Raw genomic sequence first — 25,322 nt, forward strand, 5'->3', positions numbered from 1 at the left:
TTGTGTACTTTAATAGTTTTAGAACTAGATCAGAAGCAAGACAATCTGTTTTTGAGTATATTGAAATATTTTATAACCGAAAAAGGCTACATTCTACTCTTGGATATAAAACCCCGATATCCTATGAAAATGAAAGAAAACTAGCCGTATAGCGTGTCTATTTTATCGGGGAAAGGTCACATAATACTATCGAATATTCCTATTTGTTTTAATACATTATAGATGGTTATATAGAAAATAAACTATAATTTGTTTTAACAGTATTTTATAAAGGATTGAGAACTAAGTAAAGTAGATATTAGCAATATCCACTTTATTTATGTTTTTAAAAGGAATATATATCTTTATAAAATATCATGTGAGCAGAGCATATGAGAATATAGGTAATCATTTTTATGTTTAAATGGAACGAGAGAAATTGATCAAGAATAGAAAACTTAATGCGGTATTGGATAAATCTAATATCGTTTTTTAAATAGACGAGATTTTAAAAAAAGTAAAAGAAATGCTTTAGAAATTATGTTAAAAAAACATAAAATAATGGGAACAAAGAGATCTTTGCAAATAATAGTATTAATAAATAATTAAAAAATGAATAAATACTAAAAATACGCTTGACAAAAATTACAGATGCACATTAATATTAATATATACTTAAAATTTTAAGTATATATTAATATTAATGTGCAAAGGGGATATGGGTATGAATATAACTAAGTGCATTAAAGCAGTAGAAAGAGATAGGAAGGTTATTGCTGATTCATCTAGGATTTCTTATTATCCATTGGTTATAAGTAGTATAGATGGAGCAACTATTGAAGATATAGATGGAAACAAATACATTGATTTGTTGTCAAGTGCAGGTGCATTAAATGTAGGTGGTTCAAATTCAAGAGTTAAAGAGGCGATAATTGAACAGCTTAGTAAATTCATACATTATACACCTGCTTATTCATATCATGAGCCTATGATTCGTTTAGCCGAAAAACTTATTGAGATTACGCCTGGAAATTATAGTAAAAAAGTTGCATTTGGGCTTTCAGGGTCAGATGCTAATGATGGTATTATAAAATTTGCCAGAGCCTATACTGGTAGAAGTTCTATAATTACTTTCATTGGGGCATATCATGGTTCAACATATGGCTCAATGACTATGTCAGCAATCACTCCTAAAATGCGAAGAAAAATAGGCCCTTTTGTACCTGATATTCACAGTTTTATGTATCCTAATTGCTATAGATGTAATTTTGGAAAAAGTGAAGATTGTTGTAATCTAGAATGTCTTGAGCAAATTAAGGAAGCATTTAAGAACTATATACCTATAGATGAAGTAGCTGCAATAATCATCGAGCCAATTCAGGGAGATGGTGGAATTATTGTACCACCAAAAAAATATATTAAGAAGTTATATGAACTATGTATCAAAAACAAAATTCTGTTCGTAAGTGAGGAAGTACAACAAGGCTTTGGGCGTACTGGTAAATGGTTTGGTATTGATAATTTTGATGTTATACCTGATGCTGTAATCTTAGGTAAATCTATTGCTTCAGGTATGCCTCTTAGTGCAATTGTAGCAAGAGAGGAAATAATGCAATCCCTTGAAGCGCCTGCACATGCATTTACAACAGCTGCCAATCCTGTATGCTGTTGCGCCGCTTTAAGTACAATTGAAATAATTTCTGAAAAGGGATTTTTAGAACATGTTAATAAAATAGGAAATCTAGTCAAAGAATATTTCAATAAAATTAAAGATGCGTATGAAATTATAGGAGATGTCCGAGGGCTTGGTCTATCAATAGGGGTAGAGCTTGTAACAGATCGTATTAAAAAGGAAAAAGATATTCAAGCTGCATCGAAGATTTGTTATAGATGTTATGAAAAAGGCGTAGTATTAATAACTTTAAATGGAAACGTACTTAGAATTCAACCACCTTTGAATATTACAGAAAAAGAGATGTCTAAAGCTTTAGAGATTATAAAATCATCTATTGATGATTATTTAGGAGGAAGAATAGCTGATGATGTACTGAAGTTAGTAAAAGGCTGGTAGTAAATCTAACAGTAACATTAAAAAGAGTTATGCTTAACTAGAAAGAAAGTCATATCTGCTGAAATTGACAACGGTAAATCAGTATATTATACTAACAATGAATAGTAAATTTATGGATGTTTTAACGGTTAAGGAGGAAATAGATTGTTAGGAGCAAAAATTAGAGAAATTAGGCAGCAGAACTCTTTAACACTTAATGAGTTAGCAGAAAAAACTCAATTAACCGCAAGCTATTTATCTCAAATTGAACGGGATTTAATAGACCCATCGTTATCGTCACTTAGGAAAATAGCCATGGCACTAAAAGTACCTATATATACATTTTTAACGCATGAAAGTAAACAGCATGTTTTAACGAAGGCTACGCAGCGTAGAAAACTTGCTCTACCTAACAGCAGCATAATCTATGAATTTATAAGTCCAATGGCTTCAGATAAATCAGCAAATATAAAAATGGAAATGGTATATTTCAAATTAGAAGCTAAAAGCTGGAGTAGTGAAGAATTCATAATACATGCAGCGGATGAATGCATTTTTATTTTAAAAGGTCAATTAGAAGTATATTTAGATAAAGAGAAGTATGTTCTTGAGGAAGGTGACAGTATATATATTATAGAAAATATACCTCATAGGTTCTATAACCCAAGAAATGAGGTTGTGGTAGGTATTAGCAATATTTGTCCTCCTATATATTAATTGACAGATTAACATTTGTTATTCAATCTGTGTTGGAGATGGAAAAGGGGTCAATAAAAACAGGCCGTATTAGAATCAAATCTAACACGGCCTGTTTAAATAACTATAAATTAATTTTACGGTCCAATAGATATCCTGTAGTTATAAATAATACAATAAAAATAATTGTATTAATCAACATAAAGCCTCCAACACTCGGACTAAAATTTATCGCATTATGGACACCTTGATTCGTTAAATCATAGAATGCTGTTGAGAATTCAGTTATGACTTTGGATAGTACAATAAAACATATAAGTGACAATGCTTTCCCGTATTTAAAAGCAGCAAAGATACTTCTTGCCAGGGTCATGGATAAATAAATCATAAGCAAAAATACTAAATATCCAAGAATAATACTAAAAACCACTTTCAATGCTGTAAATATATGATTTGAAGAAAAGACCAAATCAAAATTTATTTCAGGAAGAGAAGGAGAAAGAATCAGATAATCTATATAGGCAATCCCTCCCCAAAATAACAGAATTCCTAAAATTTCTAAAAATACTGTAACCATTTTTCCACCTAAAATACTGTATCCGGTTAAAGGCGTTGTAAATAAAAAATATCCATCTTCTTTAAATAAGCTTTTATACATTCTTCCTATATGATCCAAAAACAAGGCAATTCCCAGGGCAAATAAGATTGCAACCAAGATACCAGCAAATGCAGTCGGCGCACTATTATTCGTAGCATTTCTAATGATCTCAATATCTAAGAGTATAAATAATATTACTCCTGATAAAAAGAATTTCCACCTGCTGATCCACTCATATTTAATTATATTAAGCATCTTTATATACCTCCCTATAAAGTTCATCTATAGACATTTTTCTTTCTACGCGAAGGAAATCTGCATCTTCATTGATGATTAACTTCCCATCATCTAAGAATATAACTCTATCCAATATTCTCTCCAGTTCACTTACCATATGGCTAGATATAATGATCGTCTTTTCTTCATCCAAATTATTTAGAAGAGTTTCCATTATCTTTTCACGGGATACAGGGTCAATGCCATTAAAGGGTTCATCAAAAACATATAGAATTGCATCCCTTGAAATTGCTAAGCTAATTTTTAATCTCTGCACCATTCCAGTAGATAGATTCTTTATTTTCATGTCCTGCTTTAATTTCATAAAATCTATTAATTCCTGGGCTTTCTCTTTATTAAAATCTTCAAAGTAATCATGAAAGCATTCAATCCAATGTTTTATTTTCATACCATTGGACAGATGATTCGTCGTTGGCATATAAGATACTAATTTTTTTGTGTCTTTTCCTATCATGCTCTCCATAATTTGAATATTGCCGCTGCTAGCTTGCAGCAATCCGGCGATGATTTTCATAAGTGTAGTTTTACCGCTTCCATTAGGGCCTAGAAGACCATATATTTTCCCCTTTTCAAGGGTTATATTTAGATTATCTAAAGCGGTTTTATTTATATACTTTTTAGTCAAATTTTCTGCCTTTAATATTTCCATGCTAATCCTCCTTCATATAATTGCTTAAATGATCTAGAATATTTTCATGGGAGTATCCTAGTTCTTTCATCCCATCTACAAACTTCTTAAGTAACTCACAGGCCATGTTATTTTTTAATTTATTTATCAATTCTTCATCCTCCGTTATAAAAGATCCTTTGCCTCTTTCAGTAAATGTAATACCTTCTCTTTCAAGCTCTTGATATACTCGTTGAACTGTATTTACATTGACTTTGAGATGATTTGCCATCACCCGTACAGAAGGAAGCTTATCACCTTTTTTCATATTGCCCAGTACAATATCCTTTTTTATTAACTCAATGATTTGCAAATAAATAGGAATCCTTGTATCAAAGTCCATCATTTCACCTCGCTTGTATTACTGTTATATTTAAATAGTACACTATGGATGTATTTGTGTCAATGCTTTAGTATGTACTTTTTTTGAAAATCTAATGACACGATACATATGGGAAGGGGATAATTCTAAGATTTCCCATGAATGTACAATAGTCATGGGCGAATAAATTTGTAAGAAGTTGTGTAGGTTTTGCGGGAAGCGCAAGACATCTCGATTAAAAATTATAAAAACATATATTGACAAATGATTATCAAAGCAGTATAGTTAAAATATACCAATTGAGTATACTTTGAGGTGAACATGAAACTAACACAAGAAGCAGATTATGCATTGAGGGTAGTGCTTTATCTATGTAAGCTAGGCATAGATGAGAAAATTGAAGCGAAGACCATTGCCATGCATGAAAATATTCCTGTACGTTTTTTATTGAAATTATTAAGGAAATTAGTGCATGCAAACGTCGTAAAATCATTTAGAGGTGTAGGCGGCGGCTATATGATAGCCCATGAACCACAGAACATTACTTTAAAGCAAGTGATCGAAGCGATAGATGGGCCTATTTATGTCAATAGATGTTTCTATGACAGTGCTTACTGTAATCTCAATAGAACCTACACTTGTGATGTTCATAAAGCATTGAACAAAGTCCAAAAAAATCTTATCACAGAATTAGAAAGCATTACCTTCAAAAAAATTATGGAACAAGATATTCAGTAATCAAATTATCGGGAATAGCATTCCCGATAAATTATGAAATAAAAGTATACCAAATTAGTATATTTTCAAAGGGGGTAATTTTATGACAATTACAAAACAATGCATGACCTGTCAATCGGCAGATGGAATTCTAAGTGATTTTATTAAATCTATGGATTATGAAACCTCCCATCACAGGGTAGAAAAACAAAAACTAAAATGCGGGTTTGGCCAACAGGGAGTCTGTTGCAGATTATGTTCTAACGGTCCCTGCAGAATTACACCAGAGAGCCAGAAAGGTGTTTGTGGTGCGGATGCAGATACAATCGTAGCGAGAAACTTTTTAAGGGCTGTTTCAGCAGGATCAGGCTGTTATATACATATTATTGAAAACACTGCTAGAAATTTAAAGAATATTGGAGAAAAGAAACTCCCAATCAAAGGCATGGAAACTTTAAATAAATTAGCAGACATCTTTGATATTCAAGGGAAAGATCTACATGAAACGGCTTATCTAATAGGGGAGGCTGTTTTGAAAGATCTGTATAAGCCTAGCTATGAAAAGATGGAACTAATACAAAATCTAGCTTATGGACCTAGATTAGAAGTTTGGAAAAAATTAAATATTTTACCGGGGGGAGCTAAGTCAGAAGTCTTTGATGGAGTAGTGAAGACCTCAACCAACTTAAATAGTGATCCTGTAAATATGTTGTTGCACTGTCTGAAGCTAGGAATCTCCACGGGCATCTATGGATTAACCTTGACAAATCTATTGAATGATGTGATGTTAGGTGAACCTTCGTTGAGGAAAGCATCGGTAGGATTAAGGGTTATTGATGGGGACTATATCAATATTATGAACACGGGACATCAGCATTCTCTATTTGCTAGATTAGAAGAACGCTTGGCAGAAGAGGATGTTATTTCGAAAGCTATGGAGGCAGGAGCAAAAGGGATTCGGTTAATAGGCTGTACCTGTGTTGGGCAAGACATGCAGCTTCGAGGAGAACATAATAAGAAGGTTTTCTCAGGTCACGCAGGTAACAACTTTACCAGTGAATCTGTTATAACGACGGGTGCCATTGACCTGATCGTGTCCGAGTTTAACTGCAGCCTTCCAGGAATTGAGCCATTAGCAAACGAATTTATGGTTAGAATGTATTGTCTAGATGATATGGCTAAAAAAGCAAATGCTGAAATGCTGCCTTATGACTTTGAAGATGATCGCAGTATTTGTGAACAAATTATTCATGAGTCTATTGCAAGTTATAAGGAAAGACGAAAGAATGTGAGTATTAATATACCAAAAAATCACGGAGATGATGATGTACTTACAGGTGTTAGTGAAGTCTCTTTAAAGAACTTTTTAGGAGGTAGCTGGAAGCCTTTAATAGACCTGATTGTCACAGGTAAAATAAAGGGAATTGCAGGAATCGTAGGATGTTCCAATCTTACAGCAAAGGGACATGACGTATTTACAGTGGAGTTGACCAAAGAACTTATTAAAAGGGATATCATTGTATTGTCTGCAGGGTGTTCCAGTGGTGGGCTAGAAAATGTGGGTCTAATGTCTCCAAAGGCTTCTGTTTTTGCAGGAGAACAGTTGCGAGCAGTGTGTGAAAGCCTTGATATTCCACCAGTGTTGAATTTTGGGCCTTGCTTGGCAATAGGAAGATTAGAAATGGTTGCAGCAGAAATAGCAGAAACTTTAAATGTAGATTTGCCTCAGTTGCCTCTAGTTTTGTCAGCGCCTCAATGGTTAGAAGAACAAGCATTGGCAAATGGCTCCTTTGGATTAGCATTGGGTTTGCCGTTGCATCTAGCAATTCCACCTTTTTCAACAGGCAGCAAGTTAGTTAGCCAAGTGCTAACGAAGGATATGAAAAATCTTACCGGGGGACAATTGATTTTAGAAGATGACATTATCCTAGCAGCAGATAAGTTGGAAGAAATTGTAATTGAAAGAAGAAAAGGTTTAGGTCTTTAGGACCAAGGGGGATGAAATGATGAAAAGAATCATGATAGAAAAGGAGAAATGTAATGGTTGCTTGAGTTGTACGATCGCCTGCATGGTCGAACATAACCCTGATGGTAAGTCTATACATAAACTAGATTTAACGAATATGGAAAACGAAGGGCGGCATTATATTGCATTGGATTATAAGAGAAATCCAACACCAATATTTTGCAGACACTGTGATGAACCAGAATGTGTTTTAGCTTGTATGAGTGGTGCCATGACAAAAGACGATACCACAGGAATTGTGTCTTATGATCCCCAACAATGTGCCTCCTGCTTTATGTGTGTAATGTCCTGCCCCTATGGCGTACTAAAGCCTGATAATGCAAAGGGTGAGTTCGTAATGAAATGTGATTTCTGTGGGGATCGGTGTACACCGGCATGTGTGGAAAATTGCCCGAATAAGGCACTTCATGTGATGGAGGTGGAGTCTCGATGAGATACGTAATTATTGGGGCTAGCGCTGCAGGGATTCATGCAGTGAAAACCCTTAGGAAACTTGATGAAGATGGACAAATCACTGTGATATCTCAGGATGAAAAAATTATTTCTAGATGTATGCTGCATCATGTCATTTCAGGTAACCGTGATGAAGAAACATCGGCTTTTGTGGAGGGAGATTGGACTGAGAAGTATAATATACAATGGCTAAAGGGCACCACGGCGACGGAAGTAGCAGTTATGTCTCAAGAAGTAATACTAGATGATGGCAAAAGGATTCCATATGATAAGTTATTAATTGCTTCTGGAGCAGATGCAATCCTCCCTCCTGTCAAAGGGCTGAAAGATGGAGCCAATGTTTTCACTTTGAGAAACCTTAAAGATGTCCGTGAAATTATTTCAGCCATCGATGCAGGTAAATCCGCAGTAGTTATTGGTGGCGGTTTAATTGGTATAGATGCATCCATGGCGTTAATAGAAAAGCATATATCCGTGACTATCGTGGAAATGGCCAATAGAATTCTACCACTTCAATTAGACCATATATCCTCCTGTAGATATAAAGAACTCCTTGGAGCAAAAGGGGCTGTTGTGAGGGAAGGTGTCTCTGTAGTGGAGATAGAACGTGAAGGGAATAGGAATATCGTAAGGCTAAATAATGGTATGGACATACGATGTGATATGATCATTGTAGCCGCAGGGGTTAAGCCCAATAGGACGTTTATTGATTCTGAAAAGCTTAAGGTGGAAAAGGGAATTCTTGTAAATGATAAGATGGAAACAACCATTCAGAATATATATGCTGCCGGAGATGTAACTGGAAAATCGGCCATATGGCCTGTAGCAGTAAAGCAAGGAATAGTGGCTGCAAGTAATATGGCTGGTGTAGAAAGATACTATGAAGACTATTTTACAGAAAAGAATACAATGAATGTTTTTGGATTAAAAACGATTTCTCTTGGATTAATAGAGCCACCGGATGACACCTATAAGGTAGAGGTTTTTAATAATAAAGATATATACAAAAAGGTTATTCATAAAAACAACGTAATCTATGGCATGATTTTCCAAGGCGATATTTCCAGAAGTGGATTTTGGAGCCATCTCATCAAAGAAAAGATTAAAATCGATTTTCCATATGAGGATATTTTCGCATTACAATATGCAGATTTTTATGGAATAGACCCAACAGGAAACTACGTTATGCCTATAAAATCTTAGTCAAGACTTTGTCTAATAGTATAAAAAATCAGCGCCGATGCTTTCGTCATCAGTGCTGATTTTTTATGTAGAAACAAAATTTCTAATAAAGAAAAGCAATTCTACAATAAAAGCTGGTATGGTAATTCCAAGCATTTATTGCAGAATCTAAACTTTATTGACAATCTTTTGTTGCTATCAAGTGAGCAATTTCCTTAAAGGTTTTACTTTCGAACCTTTCTATTTTGCCATTATCCGAGAGCTTTGAAAGCTCGGGATCTATAGGTAATTGAGCCAATAGATCAATGTCGTATTTTTCGGCAGTTGTTTTTGCTTTGCTTTCCCCAAAAATAAATATCTCTTTACCACAGTCTGGACATTTCACATAACTCATGTTTTCGATGAGCCCGAAAATTGGAACTGAAAATTTATTTGTAAGATTAACACCCTTGCCAACAATCATTTGTACTAAACTCTGGGGAGAAGTAACCATAATGACTCCGTCTAGTACGAAACTTTGCATAGCAGTCAGCTGAACATCTCCAGTTCCTGGAGGGAAGTCAATTAGTAGATAATCTAATTCTCCCCAGTTGACATCATTCCAAAATTGTTTTAGCACACCGCTAACTACAGGGCCTCTCCAAATAACAGGATCATCTTCGTGTTCCAACAGCAAATTCATAGACATAATTTTGATTCCAGCTGGGCTTATAGCAGGAATTAAGCCATGGGCATCTTTTTCTAAAGGACCGCTTACACCAAACATCCTGGGTATGCTAGGACCCTTTATGTCTCCATCTAACAAACCTACTGTATAGCCTAATCTTTTAAGATGCGTTGCTAACAAAGCACTTACTGTAGATTTACCTACACCACCTTTGCCACTCATAATGGCAATCATTTTTTTTATTTTTGCAGTTTTATTATCATTTTCATGTGGCATAACATCGCTCCCTCGTTTGTTTATATGATTAGTATTTACACAATGTGGCTTTTAATATTTAAGCTTTTGAGAGCGATATTTTGGATAGATCCTTTAAAGAATACACGAAGAGTAAAACAATAAATTACGAACGATAAATATTATTTTAATAAAAATGTACGAAAAAGGTTGACCTATTATCTAAGTTTGTCGTAAAATGTATTTACAAGAAAAAATATACGGTTCATATAATCGCAGAGATATGGTCTGCAAGTTTCTACCGGACTACCGTAAATGGTCTGACTATGAGCAAGCGTGTTTCTAAGAATTTATCTTAGGGATACTGTTTTAACCTGCACAATAGGGAAAGATTCTAGGCGTGTTAGGTTTTACTCTTTGCTCGAGTAAAACTAACGCGCCTTTTTTTAATATATAGGAAATGCTGGTTTACAATTTCCTATATATGGGGTGTGCAGAGGGGATTCCCCTTTGCCGTATTCAGGAAGGTGCTCAGGCTGCTTTGCAGCCGTCGAAGGAAACCTAGGGTTTCCTAGCGAAAACAAATTGCCGATAGGCAACTTTGTTCTTCATTATCTACTGTTGGACTATGGAGGGAGTAGTAGGATGTTTACGATAAAAGAACTCGTACAACCAAAAACAATCGAAGAAGCGTATAACACACTTATAAGTAGAAGAAATAATATGGTGATTGGCGGCAGTGCTTTTTTAAGAATGGGTTCAAAAAAAATTGATACAGCAGTAGATCTATCCAACCTTGAGCTAAGCTATATAAAAGATCAGGATGATTATATTGAAATTGGCGCATTTACAACTTTTAGAGAAGTTGAAACCAGTCCGATATTAGTAAATCATTTCAATGGTGTCATTTCCAAGGCAGTGAAGAACATTATTGGTGTTCAATTTAGAAATATCGTGACGGTTGGTGCTTCAGTTTTTTCAAAATATGGATTTTCAGATTTAATAACAGCACTACTGGTTTTAGACACAGAGATAGAACTGTATAAAGCAGGCAGAATGACATTAGATGATTTTTTGAAAAGGCCCTATGAGAAAGATATCTTGACCAGGGTACTTATAAAGAAAAATCAAAGACTGGCGTCCTATCAGGATCTAAGAAACTCAGTAAGTGATTACCCTATATTAAATGTTGCAGTTTCAAGACTGGATAATCAGTGGACGATTGCTGTGGGGGCAAGACCGCAAAAGGCTGTTATTGCTAAAAAAGCATCAGAAGAGCTATCCAATCATTTAGACGCAGAAAATTTGGCCCACTATGCAAATATTGCTGCTGAAGAGTTGACTTTTGGTACCAATGAGAGAGGCACAGCCGAATACCGACAGGCGATGTGCAAAGTGTTGGTGAAAAGAGCTATGATGGAGGTCTTACAATGCAAATAGAGATAATCTTAAATGGGAAAAAGGTAGCTTTGGATGTGAAAAATAATGAATACCTAGCGGATTCATTGAGAACTTATGGTGTGTTCAGTGTAAGAAAAGGTTGTGATACCACATGTTGTGGACTTTGCACCGTATGGATTGAAGAAAAACCTGTGCTATCATGTGCAGTGCTTTCCATTCGAGCGAATGGAAAAAACATTACGACGATGGAAGGGCTTCAAAAAGAAGCAGAAGAATTCGCACAAGTCCTTGTATCGGAGGGCTCAGAGCAGTGCGGCTTCTGTAGCCCAGGCTTTATTATGACCGTATTAGCAATGAAAAGGGAACTTAAAAATCCTACAGAGGAAGAGATTGTCCACTATTTGACTGGAAATTTGTGTAGATGTACAGGCTACTTGGGACAACTAAGGGCTATAAAGAAATATTTGGGGGTGGCGTAACATGAATTTTGTAGGTAAGAGCATACCTAAAATAGATGGAATGGCCATTGCCACAGGAAAACCTGTTTATACTGAAGATATGGCACCTCCAAATGCGCTTGTTGTAAAGCTGCTCAGAAGCCCCTATGCCTTTGCTAGAATTAGGGCCATAGACACCTCAAAAGCTGAAAAATTAGAGAATGTAGCATGTATTCTTACTTACAAAGATGTGCCAGATACTAGATTTACGTTAGCAGGACAGTCTTATCCAGAACCTTCGCCTTATGATCGCTTAATTCTAGATGAAATCGTAAGGTACGTAGGGGATGAAGTGGCAATTGTCGCAGCTACAGATGAAGAAACAGCTGAAAAGGCTATGAAATTAATAAAGATTGATTACGAGGTATTTGAACCTGTCTTAGATTTTGAAAAAGCCATAGATCATCCTTCTATTATCCATGCAGAAACAGATTTGCACTGCAATTTTGATATAGGGATGCAGAAGGGAAGGAATATCGTCTCTTCCCAAAAGGTAGAGGTTGGCAATGTGGAAGAAGAACTAGAAAAATGCGATGTGGTTGTGGAAGAGACTTGTTACACTCAAGCTCAGGCCCACGGCATGATGGAAACCTATCGTGCATTTAGCTATCTTGACCATACAGGCAGACTGGTGGTTGTTAGCTCAACTCAGATTCCTTTTCATGTGAGAAGACAGTTATCGAGAGCTTTAAAGATACCTGCAAGCAAAATAAGGGTGATTAAGCCCAGAATAGGTGGAGGCTTTGGTGGCAAGCAGACGGGGGCAGTGGAAATGTTTGCAGCGATTGTAACCCTAGCTACTGGAAAACCAGCGAAAATTATCTATGACAGAAAAGAAACTTTTATTGCAACAAATAGCCGTCATGCAATGCGATTAAAGGTTAGGTTAGGAGCAGATAAGGAAGGCTACATCAGAGTGGTGGATATTCAGGGCTTATCGGATACTGGGGCTTATGGGGAACATGCGTCTACAACTTTTGGGGTTGTGGGTCAGAAAACTCTTCCCCTTTATAACAAGACACAGGCTGTTCGATTTATGGGAAACGTGGTCTATACGAACAAGATGCCAGCAGGAGCCTTTAGAGGCTATGGAGCCACACAAGGAACATTTGCTTTAGAAACTGCTGTTAACAAGCTGTCCGAAAGACTAAATATGGATCCCACGGAAGTTCGATTAAAGAACTTAATGAAAGAGGGTGAGACCTCTTTGGTGTCTGATGGAGTAAAACTGGGAAGTTCAACCTTGCATAAATGCATAGAAAAGGGCAGAGAACTGATCGGCTGGAGGGATAAGTACCCGAGACAAGAAGTAGGCGATCATAAGGTTAGGGCTTTGGGAATGGCCGTAACGATGCAAGGTTCAGGAATTGCCAACATAGATACGGCCTCGGCTGAGATTCGATTAAATGATGACGGAAATTTTACGTTGTTAATCGGATCTACCGATATGGGAACAGGCAGTGACACCATATTAAGTCAGATGGCGGCTGAGGTTTTAGAAACATCCATAGATAATATCATTGTTCATGCTGCTGATACGGATATATCTCCCTATGATCCGGGCTCTTATGCTTCCAGTACGACTTATGTGACGGGGATGGCAGTAGTAAAAGCTGCTGAAGATTTAAAGAAACAGATTATAGAAAGTGGAGCGGCCATATTAGAGGTTTCGACAGACGAAGTGGTATTTGATGGACAAACGGTAATGACAGTTTATGAAGATAAAAAAATTACCCTTGAAAAAATTGCAGAACTTCAGGTTTTAGGCTTTGGAGGAAAAAGACAACTGGTGGGCAATGCAACTTATGGCAGCCCCATATCCCCACCTCCGTTCATAGCAGGATTTGCAGAGGTGGAAGTTGATAAGGAAACTGGTAAGATACAATTAATAGATTATGTAGCCGTGATCGATTGTGGTACAGTGATCAATCCAAATCTAGCAACAATTCAGGCTGAAGGTGGACTTGTTCAAGGGATTGGGCTCGCAATGTATGAAGACGTGAGATATGACGAGGGCGGCAGGATGACAACCAATAGCTTTATGCAATATAAAATTCCAACTAGAAAGGATATTGGAAACATTCGGGTAGTCTTTGAAGAAAGCTTTGAACCAACAGGACCCTTTGGCGCAAAGTCAATAGGAGAAGTTGTGATAAATACACCGGCTCCGGCAATTATAGATGCGGTTTATAATGCAGTGAGGGTTCGATTGACGGATCTTCCAATAACTCCAGAAAAAGTATTCTTAGCAATGCAGCAAATTTAGAATCTGTAGTTCTTTAAACTATAACTAAAAATGGAGGGAACAAAATGTCAAATGCGAAAGACAACAATCCAAATCTTGATTCAAAGTATGATGTAGATGGTAAGCCGCCTTTAAAGGAAGCGATTCCCCTTGGGTTACAACACGTACTGGCTATGTTCGCAGGTAATGTTACAGTACCATTAATCATTGCTGGTGCTCTCGGATTAACAATAGGTGAAAAAACTTTTTTAATTCAGTGTGCCATGCTAGTGGCAGGGATTGCTACCCTTATTCAGGCGAATCGAGTTGGTCCAGTAGGTGCTAATTTACCGATTGTTATGGGTACTAGTTTTGGTTTCGTTCCTACTTCTATAGCAATTGGCAAGCAGTTTGGTTTATCTGGTATATTAGGTGCCGCTTTTGTTGGAGGATTTTTTGAAGCGATCTTAGGTTACTTTTTAAAGCCCTTGCGTAAATATTTTCCCCCGATTGTTACTGGGACAGTATTGCTTACGATTGGTTTATCATTACTACCTACAGGAGTTAAATATTTCGCTGGTGGAGCCGGAGCACCAGACTTTGGATCTTTGCAGAATCTAGCATTAGGCAGCTTGGTATTGGTGACAATCATATTCTTTAATCAGTATTTTAAAGGAATTTTGCGAATGGCAGCCATTTTAATAGGTATCATCGTAGGTTATATAGCTGCTATTTTCATGGGTAAAGTTGATTTTGCTTCTGTAGCTGATGCTGCTTGGTTTTCTATTCCAACACCTATGACGTATGGAATGACTTTTCACGGATCAGCGATTATCGCTATGCTCATCTTATATGTGGTAACAACTGTTGAAACCGTTGGTGATATTTCAGGTATTACTGTTGGTGGTGCTGGAAGAGAAGCTACAGATAAAGAACTTTCAGGTGGCGTTATTGCCGATGGTTTAGCGAGTAGTTTTGCAGCTATCTTCAATGCTTTTCCGAATACTTCTTTTAGTCAGAACGTAGGAATCGTATCCTTGACGGGAATTATGAGTAGGTATGTAGTAAGTGTGGGTGCTTTTTTCTTAATCCTTGCAGCTTTAGTTCCTAAATTGGGAGCTATACTTGCCGTAATGCCTCAAAGTGTTCTTGGAGGAGCAGCTGTTATCATGTTTGCCATGATTGCAACCTCCGGAATTGTATTGGTTACGAAAGATGATTTAAATCAGAGGAATTTATTAATCGTCGCTGTTGCATTAGGATTAGGCTTGGGATTAGGTTCGGTTCCTGAAGCGCTGCAGCATTTACCAGAATCAGTAAATCTCATTTTCTCAGGTTCTGGTATGGTAGTTTCTTGTATGATTGCGTTAGTTCTAAATATCATTCTACCTAAAGAAAAGCAGAGTGCTGTTGAAAAGAGTAAAGCAACTACAAAGGGTGCAGCTGCTAATATATAATTTGTACGAATAAAATACTAAACTCGTAAAGGGAGCTCTTAATTTAGGGCTCCCTTTTTAGGAGTTTAGTTTAGTAATGTAGCTATTGAATATAGAAGATTATTCTTGCTGCTTTAGAATATGCCTTAATATTAGTAAACCTTGCATCATCTTAGGGAATCCGCATGTGGGTGCTACCAGGAGTATGGCGTGTTCTATTTCCTCCTTAGTGCCGCCACTTTTTAAAGCTTTAAGAATATGTGTTCTTAAGGCATATTCATATTGAGAGCTTGTAGAGAGGGCTACTTTAATGAGCCAACGAGTTTTTTCATCTAGGGGCCCACCTTTTACATGAACTAACTTTCCAAAGTTTTCGTAAGCATCATAGATTTCACCATGATTTTCAATGAAGTACTTAAGATTTTTTTCAATAACATCTAGATTATCAAAATAATCATTCATATGACCTCCACCTTACATTTAAATATCACTAGTTCATATTATGGACTAAAAGTTTCATTGATAAACGATATACCCCACATACTCCGCTAAATCTTAATTGTATTATTTTACATTTTATGCTATAATTCTACATGTTAATATTTTCATATAAATAGTGAAAATGGCAAATCTATCGAAAGGTAGAGACGCAAAGCTATGGGTCTAAGGTTTTTCACAAACTATGATTGCCAGGTTGCCGAAAGAGTGTGGTTTTTATTTTATTACTGCTAGCGCAACAAGGTGACTACCTTATTGCGCTAGTTATTTTTTGAGGAAATACAGCAAGAAAGAATTTTAAAAAATAAGGGAGGAAATTTAATGAAACTATTTAGAACAATAATACTTTGTTTAGTGATTGTTTTCTTTGTTGGAAGTATCAACGCTATGGCTGCTACACCTATTAAAATTATCTTAGATGGTAAGGAATGTGTATTTCCTGACGTACAGCCCTATGTTAATGCGGATAACCGCACCCTAGTACCCATACGTTTTGTTGCTACTGAACTGGGAGCAAATGTAGAATGGAATAAGGAAGAAAGTAGTGTCAAAATAACGAGTGATGGGAATGTAATTCTATTAAAAATTGATGATGAGGTCATCACAGTAAACGAAAAACCTATAACTTTAGATACAAAACCCATATTAAAAGAAGGCCGTACGATGGTGCCTCTTCGTTTCATATCTGAAACATTACAAAAGAATGTTGAATATAAAAATGGTATTGTAACGATAACAGATTTAACAGTACCTACTCTTACGATTGATGTGGCAAAAAAACTGATAGTGATAGACAAAAATATATATCCAATCATTAGTGCAGGAAGAAATATACAGCCAGGCGTATACACTGTGAAAAAAGTGAACAATCAAGTGAATTTGATGACAGGGGAAACGATATATAATATCTTAGCCCAGGATGGAGATAAGCAATTTTATATTGATCCGTTTTCAAGGTCAGGGGAAGATATAAAGATTGATGCTGAGAATTTTGGTGAATTGATCAAACAAATAAAACTTGGTGATTTAATAAGGGTGGAATAGAAAATATTCGAAGGGATATAGATAAGATGAAAAGGATTATAGCCTTGATATTGATATTTATGTTCTGTTTTACAGTAAATGTATGGGCAGAAGAAGATATAAAGATAAGGATTGATGATTTTTTCACAAAATTGGACACTTCTCCTTTCTTGATAGAAGGGCGCACGATGATACCAGTAAGGGGAGTGCTTGAAATTCTAGGTGCCATCATTTCATGGGATGGAAAAACCCAAACCGTAGCAGCGAAACGTGCAGACGTAGAGGTAAGGATGATCATTAACCAAAAGACTGCATATATAAATGGAGTAGCTGTTGAACTTGATGTTGCTCCAATATTAAAAGATGGACATACATATGTACCACTGCGGGTTATATCAGAAGCTTTTAACCAAGATGTGACATGGGATAGTAAATATAAGATAGTGAATATTAAGGAAAAGCCTGTTCGCTATACGCAAGAACAATTATGGTGGGGATATGCAGTAGCGGCGAATCTGACTACAGTAAATAATGGATCAACCAGATGTCTAGGTGGCGTGTCTAGGCGACCGCTTGTGAAGCGACCCAAAAGCACGGATGAATCCCCAGCAGCAATTGCATCATTTCATCGTGATCTATTGTCAAGCGGATGGGGAATAGATGACCGTGAAGAGTGCATTAAAACTCTCCAACAACTATATAGGGGTATGCATAATGAAGTTTATCTAGAGGTGAAATACGTTTTAGACGCAATGACAGATAAACAATTTAGTGAAATGATGAAAGATATTAAAATTAATGACCAGGCTAAGGCGGAAATAAATTTTGTAAAGAAATATGATAAGGAATTAGGAGATCGTGGCATCATTGGATGGGATTGGTCTCGAATGGTTAGTGTTACGGGGTGGGGTTATCTAGCAGGATATTTGAGTTACGAAGAAGCTACTGAAATAATCATGGGTGTTGCACAATCTGTTCAAAAGGTCTTTGATTCATGGGATGATATAGGATTAAGCTATGTACGTGGTTATGAATTTTGGTCAGGAGAATCTGTCGATACACAGGGGAGTGGTGCCGCATATCGTATGGATATACACAAAAAATTGATAAATTACGAAAATAGTCCTTATAATACCTTGCCTTGGAATATGTCATTAGAACCGGATGATAATACGAAGACATATTGATAGTAGGAAGGACAATTTGAAAGCACTGAAAAAACACTGTCACGACCTTCTGTAGGTTGCTTAAATAGCGACTTGCAGAAGGTTATGTTTTTAGGAGAAGAGCAGCAGCGTTCCGAATATAAACTTATTTTCAATTGTTGATACAAATAAATACAGGAATTATATTTAAAAAATATTGAATTATTTGGAGTTGATGAATATAATTAATGTAATAAAATCATGTGGTATATATAGTGATATAGAATTGAGTATTATAAGGAGATATCATTTATTTTAGAAAGGAGTCGATTAAGAATGCAACGATTAAGCATACAGTATCAACTTTCCCATAATCCCCCACCAACTATGACTTATTAATATGGGGAAACAGCCTGATCAATGAAATTTATCTTAGTAGAAGATTCAGTTTAAAATACTATGTCAGGAGTTCCCCAAAAAGAAAAGTAAAAAATCTATTTAAAATCTAATATACTTAGGGGGTTATACTCTTGAATAGACGTGATATAGGTATAGGATTCATCGTAGCAATTTTGTGGGGTCTCAACTTTATTGCTATTAAAATGGGGGTGGCGAATATGCCACCGCTGTTGCTGGCAACGATTCGCTTTGTTGTTTTATGTATTCCGGCCATATTCTTCTTGCCTCGGCCGCCAGTAGATTGGCGTTGGCTCATTGCGCTGGGATTGACTCTTAATGTGGGGCAATTTGCGTTTCTCTTTATGGGCGTTAAATTGGGCATGCCTGCGGGACTTTCTTCTCTTGTACATCAGTCCCAGGCTTTTTTCACATTGGTAATTGCAGCCTTGCTGATAGGAGAGCGTTGGCATTGGAATCATGTCGTTGGCCTTATGATAGCCGCTGTGGGTATGGTTGTTGTAGGATCACAACAAGGTGGCAGTATGACGGCAGCTGGATTTTGGCTCACCCTGGCGGCATCTGCTAGCTGGGGCACTGGTAATGTAATTATGCGTCGGGCTACTCAAGGAGTTCCTCCTTTTTCTATGGTATCTTTAGTCGTCTGGGCAGGTGCGGTGGCTATATTTCCGCTAGCTTTTTTGTCCTTATGCATAGAAGGTCTTGGCGCATGGCAGGCAGCATGGCATTCAGTTAACTGGGTTACAGTAGTTTCGGTAATCTACTTAGCCTATTTTGCATCCTTGGGTGGTTATGGCCTGTGGGGAAAATTACTTTCTCGTTATCCTGCAGCTGTGGTTTCTCCTTTTGCGCTATTGGTTCCGATAATAGGTATGAGCAGCGCTGTGCTGTTCCTGAGGGAAACATTCTCCCTGTGGCAGATTATGGGAGCCCTGCTGGTGATGATAGGTTTGGTAGTCAATGTTTTTGGCGGACGGTTAGAGAAAAGTATAGAGAAGAAGCAGGTATAGTGTTTCTATTCAATTAACTCAATTTTGGATTTGTGGGAGCGTGTTTCGCTCCTGCTAATTAAATCCACAATAGTTCAAAAGCCGCATTTTATGCGGCTTTTGTTAATATCTAGGAAATTATGGTCTTCAATTTCCTAGATATGGGGTGTGCAGAGGGGATTTTCCCCTTTGCCGTATTAAGGAAGGTCCTCAGGAAGCTGCTTTGCAGCCGTCGAAGGAAACCTAGGGTTTCCTAGCGAAAACAAATTGCCGATAGGCAACTTTGTTCTTTAGAGTAGGCTCTGTTAAAGTTTAATGTCCTGTTAGAATCGATTCATGGGGGAAGCCATTGATAACGATAATATTGTAAATAAATGTTCTAGAAAAATAAAGTCATAGTATTTGGGAACCATTGTTCATGTAGTCCGTCTAAAATAAGAAAGAAAAAACAAATAGATGAGGTGAGACAATGGCTATAAAATCTAAAATGATTTCTCTTGGTAGTGCTGCGGTAATAACATTAACATTAGCAGGACATAGTTTTGCAGCAGCAATTCCATTTACAGATCTTGGAGACATAAATGCAAAAGAGAAGATTCTTGTACTTCAAGAAAAAGGCTATGTAAAGGGTGTTGCTGATGGTTTGTTTGCTCCTAATAGTGTAATTACAGCAGCCGAAGGTATTCAACTTATTGTTAATGCTTTAGAGCTGAATCTTGATACGGTAAGATTCATTAAGGAGCCAAAAGCGACTGATTACTATACAAAGGCGAATGATGATGCTTGGTATGCAGGTGCTTTGATTATTGCTGCTGTAAACGGTCTCGAATTTCCTAACGATCTTGATCCAAGTCAAGAATGGACCCGAGAAGAGTTTACGTATCATCTGATTAAAGCTGTAGAAGCGCACAGCAATCTTCCAATGATTAAAATTATTCCAGCTGATATTACAGATGGAGATCAGATAACGATGGATTACAGTGGTGCTATTCAACGTGCACTTATTTATGGTGTTGTTCAGCTGGATGCAGAAGGAAAATTCAATCCAAGAGCTAAAATTTCACGTGAAGAAGCAGCAGGACAAATCTACAATGTCCTTGAATATATCAAGGCACATCCAGCACCAGCTATAGATTTGGAGGAGGCTGCAACAGAATAAATGTGATAAAAGAAAAAAGCAAATAGAGTTATTTACAATTTTAAACACCCCCCTCGGCAGAAATGTCGAGGGGGGTGTTGTTGATATTCCGAAGTTCTCGATCGTTTTGATGAATTTTTTTATCCTTTTGCAAGATAAGACTTTATCAACTCTCTGTTCTCCCAGAGAGCACAGCCACCTTGATTTTCAACAAGTAATTCATGATTTTCTCGAATTCTTTTCAAATAGTCCGATTCTAGACATTCCTTTAAGGTCTTATCCCTCAAATTCGAGTCAGAAAATGGTGCGAAAGGGCAGGGTTCCACGCTGCCGTCCGGACTTATATGAACAAAACCCCGTCCTGAAGCTATGCAACCTCCAAAGTATTGCTCATCTCCAGGAAAAGCTATAAATGACGCGGGAAGAGTATCTTTCAGGATATCTAGGCGCTCCATCAATAATTGTTTTTGGTCATCACTCAGGATCAAATGTTCCGTCCCAGCTTCCACTGGAACATATTCAATAAAGAAGAACAGCTTACAGCGATCACGAAGTAGTTCTCTTATAAACTGTTGATTTGTAACTGTATTCAGATTGCTTGATGTAACAGTGATAGCGCATCCGTAAAATATACGGTATTCTTGTAGATTTTTAAATAGGGTTTTTAGTTTTTTATAAACGCCATCGCCTCGTCTATGATCGGTATCCTCTTCCAGTCCCTCTATACTGATTACGGGGACGATATTTTTTAATGATCGTAAGTTTTTCACCAATTCATCATCGATCATGAGGCCATTGGTGAATACGGGGAATATTATATCGCTGTATGAATTAGCAATATCCATAATTTCATGCTTTCGCACCAAAGGCTCTCCACCAGCTAGTAAAATAAAGGAAATACCTAATTCTCTGGCTTCGCCCACCATGGTTTTTAGTCGTTCAAAAGCTATTTCTCCAGAGGAATTTCTATGCTGTGCATGGGCGTAGCAGCCTGCACATCTCAGATTGCATCGATGGGTGATGCTTGCAATCATAAAGGCAGGAATATGCAGCCCTTGGTTTTCATATTCTTCTCGCCTTCGCGCTGCCTTCCTTTGTGACGCAATGGTCTTAAGTAGAAAAGAAACCTGAGACGGACTACGAAGATTTTCTTTCAGTATGTTTTCCAATAGTCGATTGATTCCTTCATTCATCCTTTTGTTAAAAGTAAAAATGTCAGGAAACTCCATTTCTAACACCCCTTTGAATCCCTTTTGATAAGACTAAATATATCAATATGCTATTTGGTTGTCAATAAATTTTATAGGAAAAAAGTGGAAAAAATGTTGATGTCATAAAATTTCAGCATGACGATGATTTCGCTGCATAGGAATAAATCAGCTTCATTGTGCTAAAACTTTATCTGAACAAGCTGAAAAGTGTGGTGCGTAAAATGATATTTGTAGATAGAAATGATGCAGGAAAAAAACTTTGTGAGAATTTGGAAAAATTTAAAAAAGAAGATGTAATTGTTCTTGCAGTGCCGAGAGGTGGACTTGAGGTAGCCTATGATCCAATAAAAAGCTTTAATTTCGAATGGGATTTAATTATTCCAAGAAAAATAGGTGCTCCCCATAACAAAGAAATAGCGATAGGAGCAGTATCAGCGGATGGCAGTTATTTTCTCGATGATCATTATGTGAACATGCTGGGTGTATCGCAAGCCTATATAGAGCTGGAAATCTCAGAACAAATTAAAGAAATTCACCGAAGAATGAGGGAGTACAGAGGCAGCGATACGTTTCCAAAGGTTGAGGGTAAGACGGTGATCATCATTGATGACGGAATCGCTACGGGATTTACGATACTTGCTGCTTTGAAGGCGGTTAAGAAACAGGGAGCATCAAAAACTGTTTTAGCTGTTCCCGTTGGCCCAAAGGATATGATAGAAAAATTTAAGAAGTTTGTTGATGAAATAATATGTCTTCATATACCTGATGAGTTTTATGCTGTAGGAGCATATTATATGAATTTTGAGCAGGTCACGGATGAAGAAGTATTTCGAATGATGAATGAATTGAGGAGGTAGATAAAAGAAGTTGCTGATTTTGTAACGCTTTCGAACGATGAAGATGGCGTTAGATATGTTCTAGAAAAGTTTATTTTAACATACAAAAACGGACTATGAATCTGCATAGGCCGTTTTTGTATATATAGGATTTACCATTTTAAGGTAAAATTTATGTTTTATAAGGCATATGTTAAGATACGTGAAAATATTTATTTAGAATACGGAACTATCAATATGGACGTAGAGAATACAGTTCAAAATTATTTTATTCTAAGTAATGTTTGCGAGAATTTTTCTGTACAAAAGCAGAGGATCAAATGGAATTGCTTTATGGATCTGCAAAATCTATTTATATAAAAAGGGGGAACGTGCATGAAGGTAAAATCCAAAATCTTTTTATACGTCATTTTAGGAGTAATCCTAGCCTCAAACTGCTGGTATATTTTAAAGACAGGAGAAAAAGCCTTAGTAGTACGATTTGGAGAAAACGTAAAAGTAGAAATCACAACCGGACTAAAATTTAAAATACCTTTTATAGATCGTATTATCAAGTACAATACTGAAGAATTACATCAGTTAGAATATGGATTTATATCGCACCAAGAGAGAAATGGTGAAAATGATCAATCGGTTAAATTGGGATATACTGACAATCAAGCTGAATCCTTACTGCTAACAAAAGGAAGCTATATTGTCAACGGAGAACTCATTCTACAATATAAAATAGGGAATGTTTATGATTACCATTACAAAGTTGACGATCAAATAGGAACCTTGCGACTCGCCTTGGAAAGTGTAATCAGGCGTAACGTTCAAAATAAGAGCTTGGATGATGCTTTACTGAATAAAGAAGTAATATCGGCTGAGATTTTGCCTGAGATTAGAAAGAAAGTCAACGAATATGGCTTAGGAATAGAAGTAGTAAACGTTGAAATTCAAAATATCAGCGTACCAAGTGAAGTCAAAGCGGCATACGACGATGTAAATAACGCCAAAAACGAAAAAAGTGGAAGATTAGAAGAAGCCAACAAATATAAGAATTCGATAATCCCTGAAGCAAGAGCTGAAGCATATAAAATGGTAGAAGATGCAAAAGGATATAAATCAGAAAAAGTAGGGCAGGCAAAAGGAGATGTTGCAAGCTTCCTGCAAGTTTATGAACAGTACAAAGTAGCTCCTAATGGAACAAAGAAAAGATTGTACTTGGAAACAATGGAAAAAGTTTTAAAGATCGCAAAAAACAAATACATTGTTGATATACAAGACGGTGCTATAAAATATATTCCAATAGGGAAGTAGGGGGAGGTTTTATGGTAAAAGGAAGCAAGTCTAATTCTAAATTTCCTGAGTTTATTCCAAAATATCTGCCTGTATTGTTTGTTTGTGCAATAATATTCTTGGGGTTTATAAAATCTTTGATACTATTACTTCTTGTGTTACTAATACACAATAGAAAGGAAATCGGAAAGATATTTTTCAAAACGGTTAATAATTCCACTGAACAAACAGATGAACATGTAGACAAAAACAATAAACCTATAACGAACACCCTTCACCATAAAAATCAACAGAAACAAGGGGGGAACATAGTGAGTAATGCCAAATCAGAAACAAAACTAGGTAGGCTGAATATCGATTTCAGTCAAATCGGAAATCACTTTCATTTTGATAAAAAAACATTGAGCACAGTCTTAGTAGTATTTGGGCTCATTATTATATTTAATTTATGTACGTTTACGGTTGATGAATCTACTACGGTTGTTGTAAAAACACTGGGAAACATGAATAAAGTAATCGTAAGTAAGGATAATGCTGCAGTCGACATTCAGAATGCACTAAAGCCAGATTTTAAAGATCTGGAGATCGTAAAAGATAAAGGTTTGTTCTTCAAGATCCCTTTTCTTCAAGACATTAACCCTTATACCAGTAAATTAATTACTTATGAGTCAACAGAAGAACTTGTAACAACAGGTGACAAAAGGCAGTACATGGTTAAATTCTTTGCACAGTACAAAGTTACACATCCTGGATTGTTTGAAGTAAGTATGGGAGGTTTCTCTAAAGCCAATGCTACGCTAGATAACTTGATTTATCCAGTAATCATCAAAAAGATAAACAAGTTGCCAAGTGAAGAATTTTTAACGAACAAGGAAAGGCTGTACAAAGAGCTAGAAGAAAGTAAAGAAGAATTGAACGAAAAAATTGCATTATATGGAATAGAAGTTGATGATATAGAGATTCATAGAACCTTATTGCCTCCAGCAAACATCGCTTCGACTTACGATAAGATGATAAAAGAGCGCCAAGCGATAGCACAGCAAATAAGAAGCGAAGGGGATGAGGAATATAATAAGGTAGTAGCTGCCACCGATCGTGAAAAGAAAGATTTGATAGGCGCAGCGATTGAAGAAAGCGAACGTGTCAGAGGAGAAGCTGATGCAGAAGCTTTAAAAATTTACTCTGAAGCCTTTAGCAAAGATCCTGAGTTTTATGAGTTTTTACGAACGCTAAAAACCTATGAGAATAGTATCGACAGCGATACAACGATCTATCTTGACAAGAATAATGAAATCTTAAGAATATTTAGCAGTGGGAAATAAGTGATCACAATCAAAA

At 36.6% G+C, this 25,322-nt stretch carries 24 protein-coding genes and 2 riboswitches; of the genes, 18 read left to right on the forward strand and 6 right to left on the reverse strand.

Features of this window, described 5'->3' with window-relative positions; all coding sequences use genetic code 11:
• The 3 genes from HNQ80_RS19375 to HNQ80_RS19385 all read left to right on the forward strand — a co-directional run.
• Window positions 1-152: IS3 family transposase (locus tag HNQ80_RS19375; RefSeq protein WP_184312344.1), on the forward strand; the 152-nt coding region annotated here is incomplete at its 5' end.
• Between the two features lie 551 nt (window positions 153-703).
• Complete coding sequence (locus HNQ80_RS19380) at window positions 704-2,050, forward strand: aspartate aminotransferase family protein (protein WP_243183419.1); 1,347 nt, start codon at window positions 704-706, stop codon at window positions 2,048-2,050.
• Window positions 2,051-2,194: 144 nt separating this feature from the next.
• Window positions 2,195-2,746, forward strand: a complete 552-nt coding sequence (locus HNQ80_RS19385) for a helix-turn-helix domain-containing protein (RefSeq protein WP_184312346.1) — start codon at window positions 2,195-2,197, stop codon at window positions 2,744-2,746.
• 103 nt (window positions 2,747-2,849) lie between these two features.
• Here the strand turns inward: HNQ80_RS19385 and HNQ80_RS19390 are convergent, their stop codons facing one another.
• The 3 genes from HNQ80_RS19390 to HNQ80_RS19400 are packed head-to-tail and all read right to left on the reverse strand — an operon-like array spanning window position 2,850 to window position 4,630.
• The gene (locus HNQ80_RS19390; protein ID WP_184312347.1) at window positions 2,850-3,578 is read right to left on the reverse strand and encodes a hypothetical protein; all 729 of its coding nucleotides are present in this window, start codon (window positions 3,576-3,578) and stop codon (window positions 2,850-2,852) included.
• The gene (locus HNQ80_RS19395) at window positions 3,571-4,269 is read right to left on the reverse strand and encodes an ABC transporter ATP-binding protein (RefSeq protein WP_184312348.1); all 699 of its coding nucleotides are present in this window, start codon (window positions 4,267-4,269) and stop codon (window positions 3,571-3,573) included. Before HNQ80_RS19395 ends, HNQ80_RS19390 begins: the two co-directional genes overlap by 8 nt.
• A gap of 1 nt (window position 4,270) precedes the next feature.
• The gene (locus HNQ80_RS19400; RefSeq protein WP_184312349.1) at window positions 4,271-4,630 is read right to left on the reverse strand and encodes a GntR family transcriptional regulator; all 360 of its coding nucleotides are present in this window, start codon (window positions 4,628-4,630) and stop codon (window positions 4,271-4,273) included.
• 300 nt (window positions 4,631-4,930) lie between these two features.
• Here HNQ80_RS19400 and HNQ80_RS19405 point away from each other — a divergent pair, with 300 nt between their 5' ends.
• The 4 genes from HNQ80_RS19405 to HNQ80_RS19420 all read left to right on the forward strand — a co-directional run bounded on the left by HNQ80_RS19405 (window position 4,931) and on the right by HNQ80_RS19420 (window position 9,008).
• Window positions 4,931-5,347 (forward strand): RrF2 family transcriptional regulator, encoded by a 417-nt coding sequence (locus HNQ80_RS19405; protein WP_184312350.1) that lies wholly within the window; start codon window positions 4,931-4,933, stop codon window positions 5,345-5,347.
• A gap of 82 nt (window positions 5,348-5,429) precedes the next feature.
• Window positions 5,430-7,313: an anaerobic carbon-monoxide dehydrogenase catalytic subunit gene (cooS, locus tag HNQ80_RS19410; protein WP_184312351.1), complete on the forward strand. Its 1,884-nt coding sequence runs from the start codon at window positions 5,430-5,432 to the stop codon at window positions 7,311-7,313.
• A gap of 19 nt (window positions 7,314-7,332) precedes the next feature.
• Window positions 7,333-7,785, forward strand: a complete 453-nt coding sequence (locus tag HNQ80_RS19415) for a 4Fe-4S dicluster domain-containing protein (RefSeq protein WP_184312352.1) — start codon at window positions 7,333-7,335, stop codon at window positions 7,783-7,785.
• Window positions 7,782-9,008 (forward strand): NAD(P)/FAD-dependent oxidoreductase, encoded by a 1,227-nt coding sequence (locus tag HNQ80_RS19420; RefSeq protein WP_184312353.1) that lies wholly within the window; start codon window positions 7,782-7,784, stop codon window positions 9,006-9,008. The genes HNQ80_RS19415 and HNQ80_RS19420 overlap by 4 nt, the downstream gene beginning before the upstream one ends.
• Before the next feature lie 154 nt (window positions 9,009-9,162).
• Here the strand turns inward: HNQ80_RS19420 and HNQ80_RS19425 are convergent, their stop codons facing one another.
• Entirely contained in the window at window positions 9,163-9,930 is a 768-nt protein-coding gene (locus tag HNQ80_RS19425; RefSeq protein WP_184312354.1) for an Mrp/NBP35 family ATP-binding protein, read from the reverse strand.
• A gap of 203 nt (window positions 9,931-10,133) precedes the next feature.
• Window positions 10,134-10,235, forward strand: a riboswitch (purine riboswitch).
• A gap of 298 nt (window positions 10,236-10,533) precedes the next feature.
• Between HNQ80_RS19425 and HNQ80_RS19430 the strand changes: the two genes are divergently transcribed.
• From HNQ80_RS19430 to HNQ80_RS19445, 4 genes are read left to right on the forward strand one after another with little or no spacing between them, the layout of a single operon-like run.
• Window positions 10,534-11,328: an FAD binding domain-containing protein gene (locus HNQ80_RS19430; RefSeq protein WP_184312355.1), complete on the forward strand. Its 795-nt coding sequence runs from the start codon at window positions 10,534-10,536 to the stop codon at window positions 11,326-11,328.
• Complete coding sequence (locus HNQ80_RS19435) at window positions 11,319-11,768, forward strand: (2Fe-2S)-binding protein (protein ID WP_184312356.1); 450 nt, start codon at window positions 11,319-11,321, stop codon at window positions 11,766-11,768. The genes HNQ80_RS19430 and HNQ80_RS19435 overlap by 10 nt, the downstream gene beginning before the upstream one ends.
• Before the next feature lies 1 nt (window position 11,769).
• A complete protein-coding gene (locus HNQ80_RS19440; protein WP_184312357.1) occupies window positions 11,770-14,052 on the forward strand; it encodes a xanthine dehydrogenase family protein molybdopterin-binding subunit in 2,283 nt (760 codons plus the stop codon).
• A gap of 44 nt (window positions 14,053-14,096) precedes the next feature.
• A complete protein-coding gene (locus HNQ80_RS19445; protein WP_184312358.1) occupies window positions 14,097-15,467 on the forward strand; it encodes a uracil-xanthine permease family protein in 1,371 nt (456 codons plus the stop codon).
• Between the two features lie 99 nt (window positions 15,468-15,566).
• Here HNQ80_RS19445 and HNQ80_RS19450 read toward each other — a convergent pair whose 3' ends face one another.
• A complete protein-coding gene (locus HNQ80_RS19450) occupies window positions 15,567-15,908 on the reverse strand; it encodes a carboxymuconolactone decarboxylase family protein (protein WP_184312359.1) in 342 nt (113 codons plus the stop codon).
• A 152-nt stretch (window positions 15,909-16,060) separates the two neighbouring features.
• Window positions 16,061-16,148, forward strand: a riboswitch (cyclic di-GMP riboswitch).
• Between the two features lie 117 nt (window positions 16,149-16,265).
• Here HNQ80_RS19450 and HNQ80_RS19455 point away from each other — a divergent pair.
• The 4 genes from HNQ80_RS19455 to HNQ80_RS19470 all read left to right on the forward strand — a co-directional run bounded on the left by HNQ80_RS19455 (window position 16,266) and on the right by HNQ80_RS19470 (window position 20,677).
• Window positions 16,266-16,988, forward strand: a complete 723-nt coding sequence (locus HNQ80_RS19455; RefSeq protein ID WP_184312360.1) for a copper amine oxidase N-terminal domain-containing protein — start codon at window positions 16,266-16,268, stop codon at window positions 16,986-16,988.
• 26 nt (window positions 16,989-17,014) lie between these two features.
• Window positions 17,015-18,154, forward strand: coding sequence for a DUF1266 domain-containing protein (locus HNQ80_RS19460; RefSeq protein WP_184312361.1), 1,140 nt, complete (start codon window positions 17,015-17,017; stop codon window positions 18,152-18,154).
• A gap of 488 nt (window positions 18,155-18,642) precedes the next feature.
• Window positions 18,643-19,539 carry an EamA family transporter gene (locus tag HNQ80_RS19465; protein ID WP_184312362.1) on the forward strand — a complete coding sequence of 299 codons (897 nt, stop codon included), beginning with the start codon at window positions 18,643-18,645 and terminating at the stop codon, window positions 19,537-19,539.
• 448 nt (window positions 19,540-19,987) lie between these two features.
• A complete protein-coding gene (locus tag HNQ80_RS19470; protein ID WP_184312363.1) occupies window positions 19,988-20,677 on the forward strand; it encodes an S-layer homology domain-containing protein in 690 nt (229 codons plus the stop codon).
• A gap of 119 nt (window positions 20,678-20,796) precedes the next feature.
• Here the strand turns inward: HNQ80_RS19470 and HNQ80_RS19475 are convergent, their stop codons facing one another.
• Complete coding sequence (locus HNQ80_RS19475; RefSeq protein ID WP_184312364.1) at window positions 20,797-21,885, reverse strand: radical SAM protein; 1,089 nt, start codon at window positions 21,883-21,885, stop codon at window positions 20,797-20,799.
• A 158-nt stretch (window positions 21,886-22,043) separates the two neighbouring features.
• Here HNQ80_RS19475 and HNQ80_RS19480 point away from each other — a divergent pair, with 158 nt between their 5' ends.
• The 3 genes from HNQ80_RS19480 to hflC all read left to right on the forward strand — a co-directional run bounded on the left by HNQ80_RS19480 (window position 22,044) and on the right by hflC (window position 25,306).
• Window positions 22,044-22,724, forward strand: coding sequence for a phosphoribosyltransferase (locus HNQ80_RS19480; protein ID WP_330602964.1), 681 nt, complete (start codon window positions 22,044-22,046; stop codon window positions 22,722-22,724).
• Window positions 22,725-23,078: 354 nt separating this feature from the next.
• Window positions 23,079-24,005, forward strand: a complete 927-nt coding sequence (gene hflK / locus HNQ80_RS19485) for an FtsH protease activity modulator HflK (protein WP_184312365.1) — start codon at window positions 23,079-23,081, stop codon at window positions 24,003-24,005.
• An 11-nt stretch (window positions 24,006-24,016) separates the two neighbouring features.
• Window positions 24,017-25,306 carry a protease modulator HflC gene (hflC, locus tag HNQ80_RS19490; RefSeq protein WP_184312366.1) on the forward strand — a complete coding sequence of 430 codons (1,290 nt, stop codon included), beginning with the start codon at window positions 24,017-24,019 and terminating at the stop codon, window positions 25,304-25,306.
• The last annotated feature ends 16 nt before the right edge of the window (window positions 25,307-25,322 follow it).

The sequence above is a fragment of the Anaerosolibacter carboniphilus genome (assembly GCF_014205875.1).
GTDB lineage: Bacteria > Bacillota > Clostridia > Peptostreptococcales > Thermotaleaceae > Anaerosolibacter > Anaerosolibacter carboniphilus.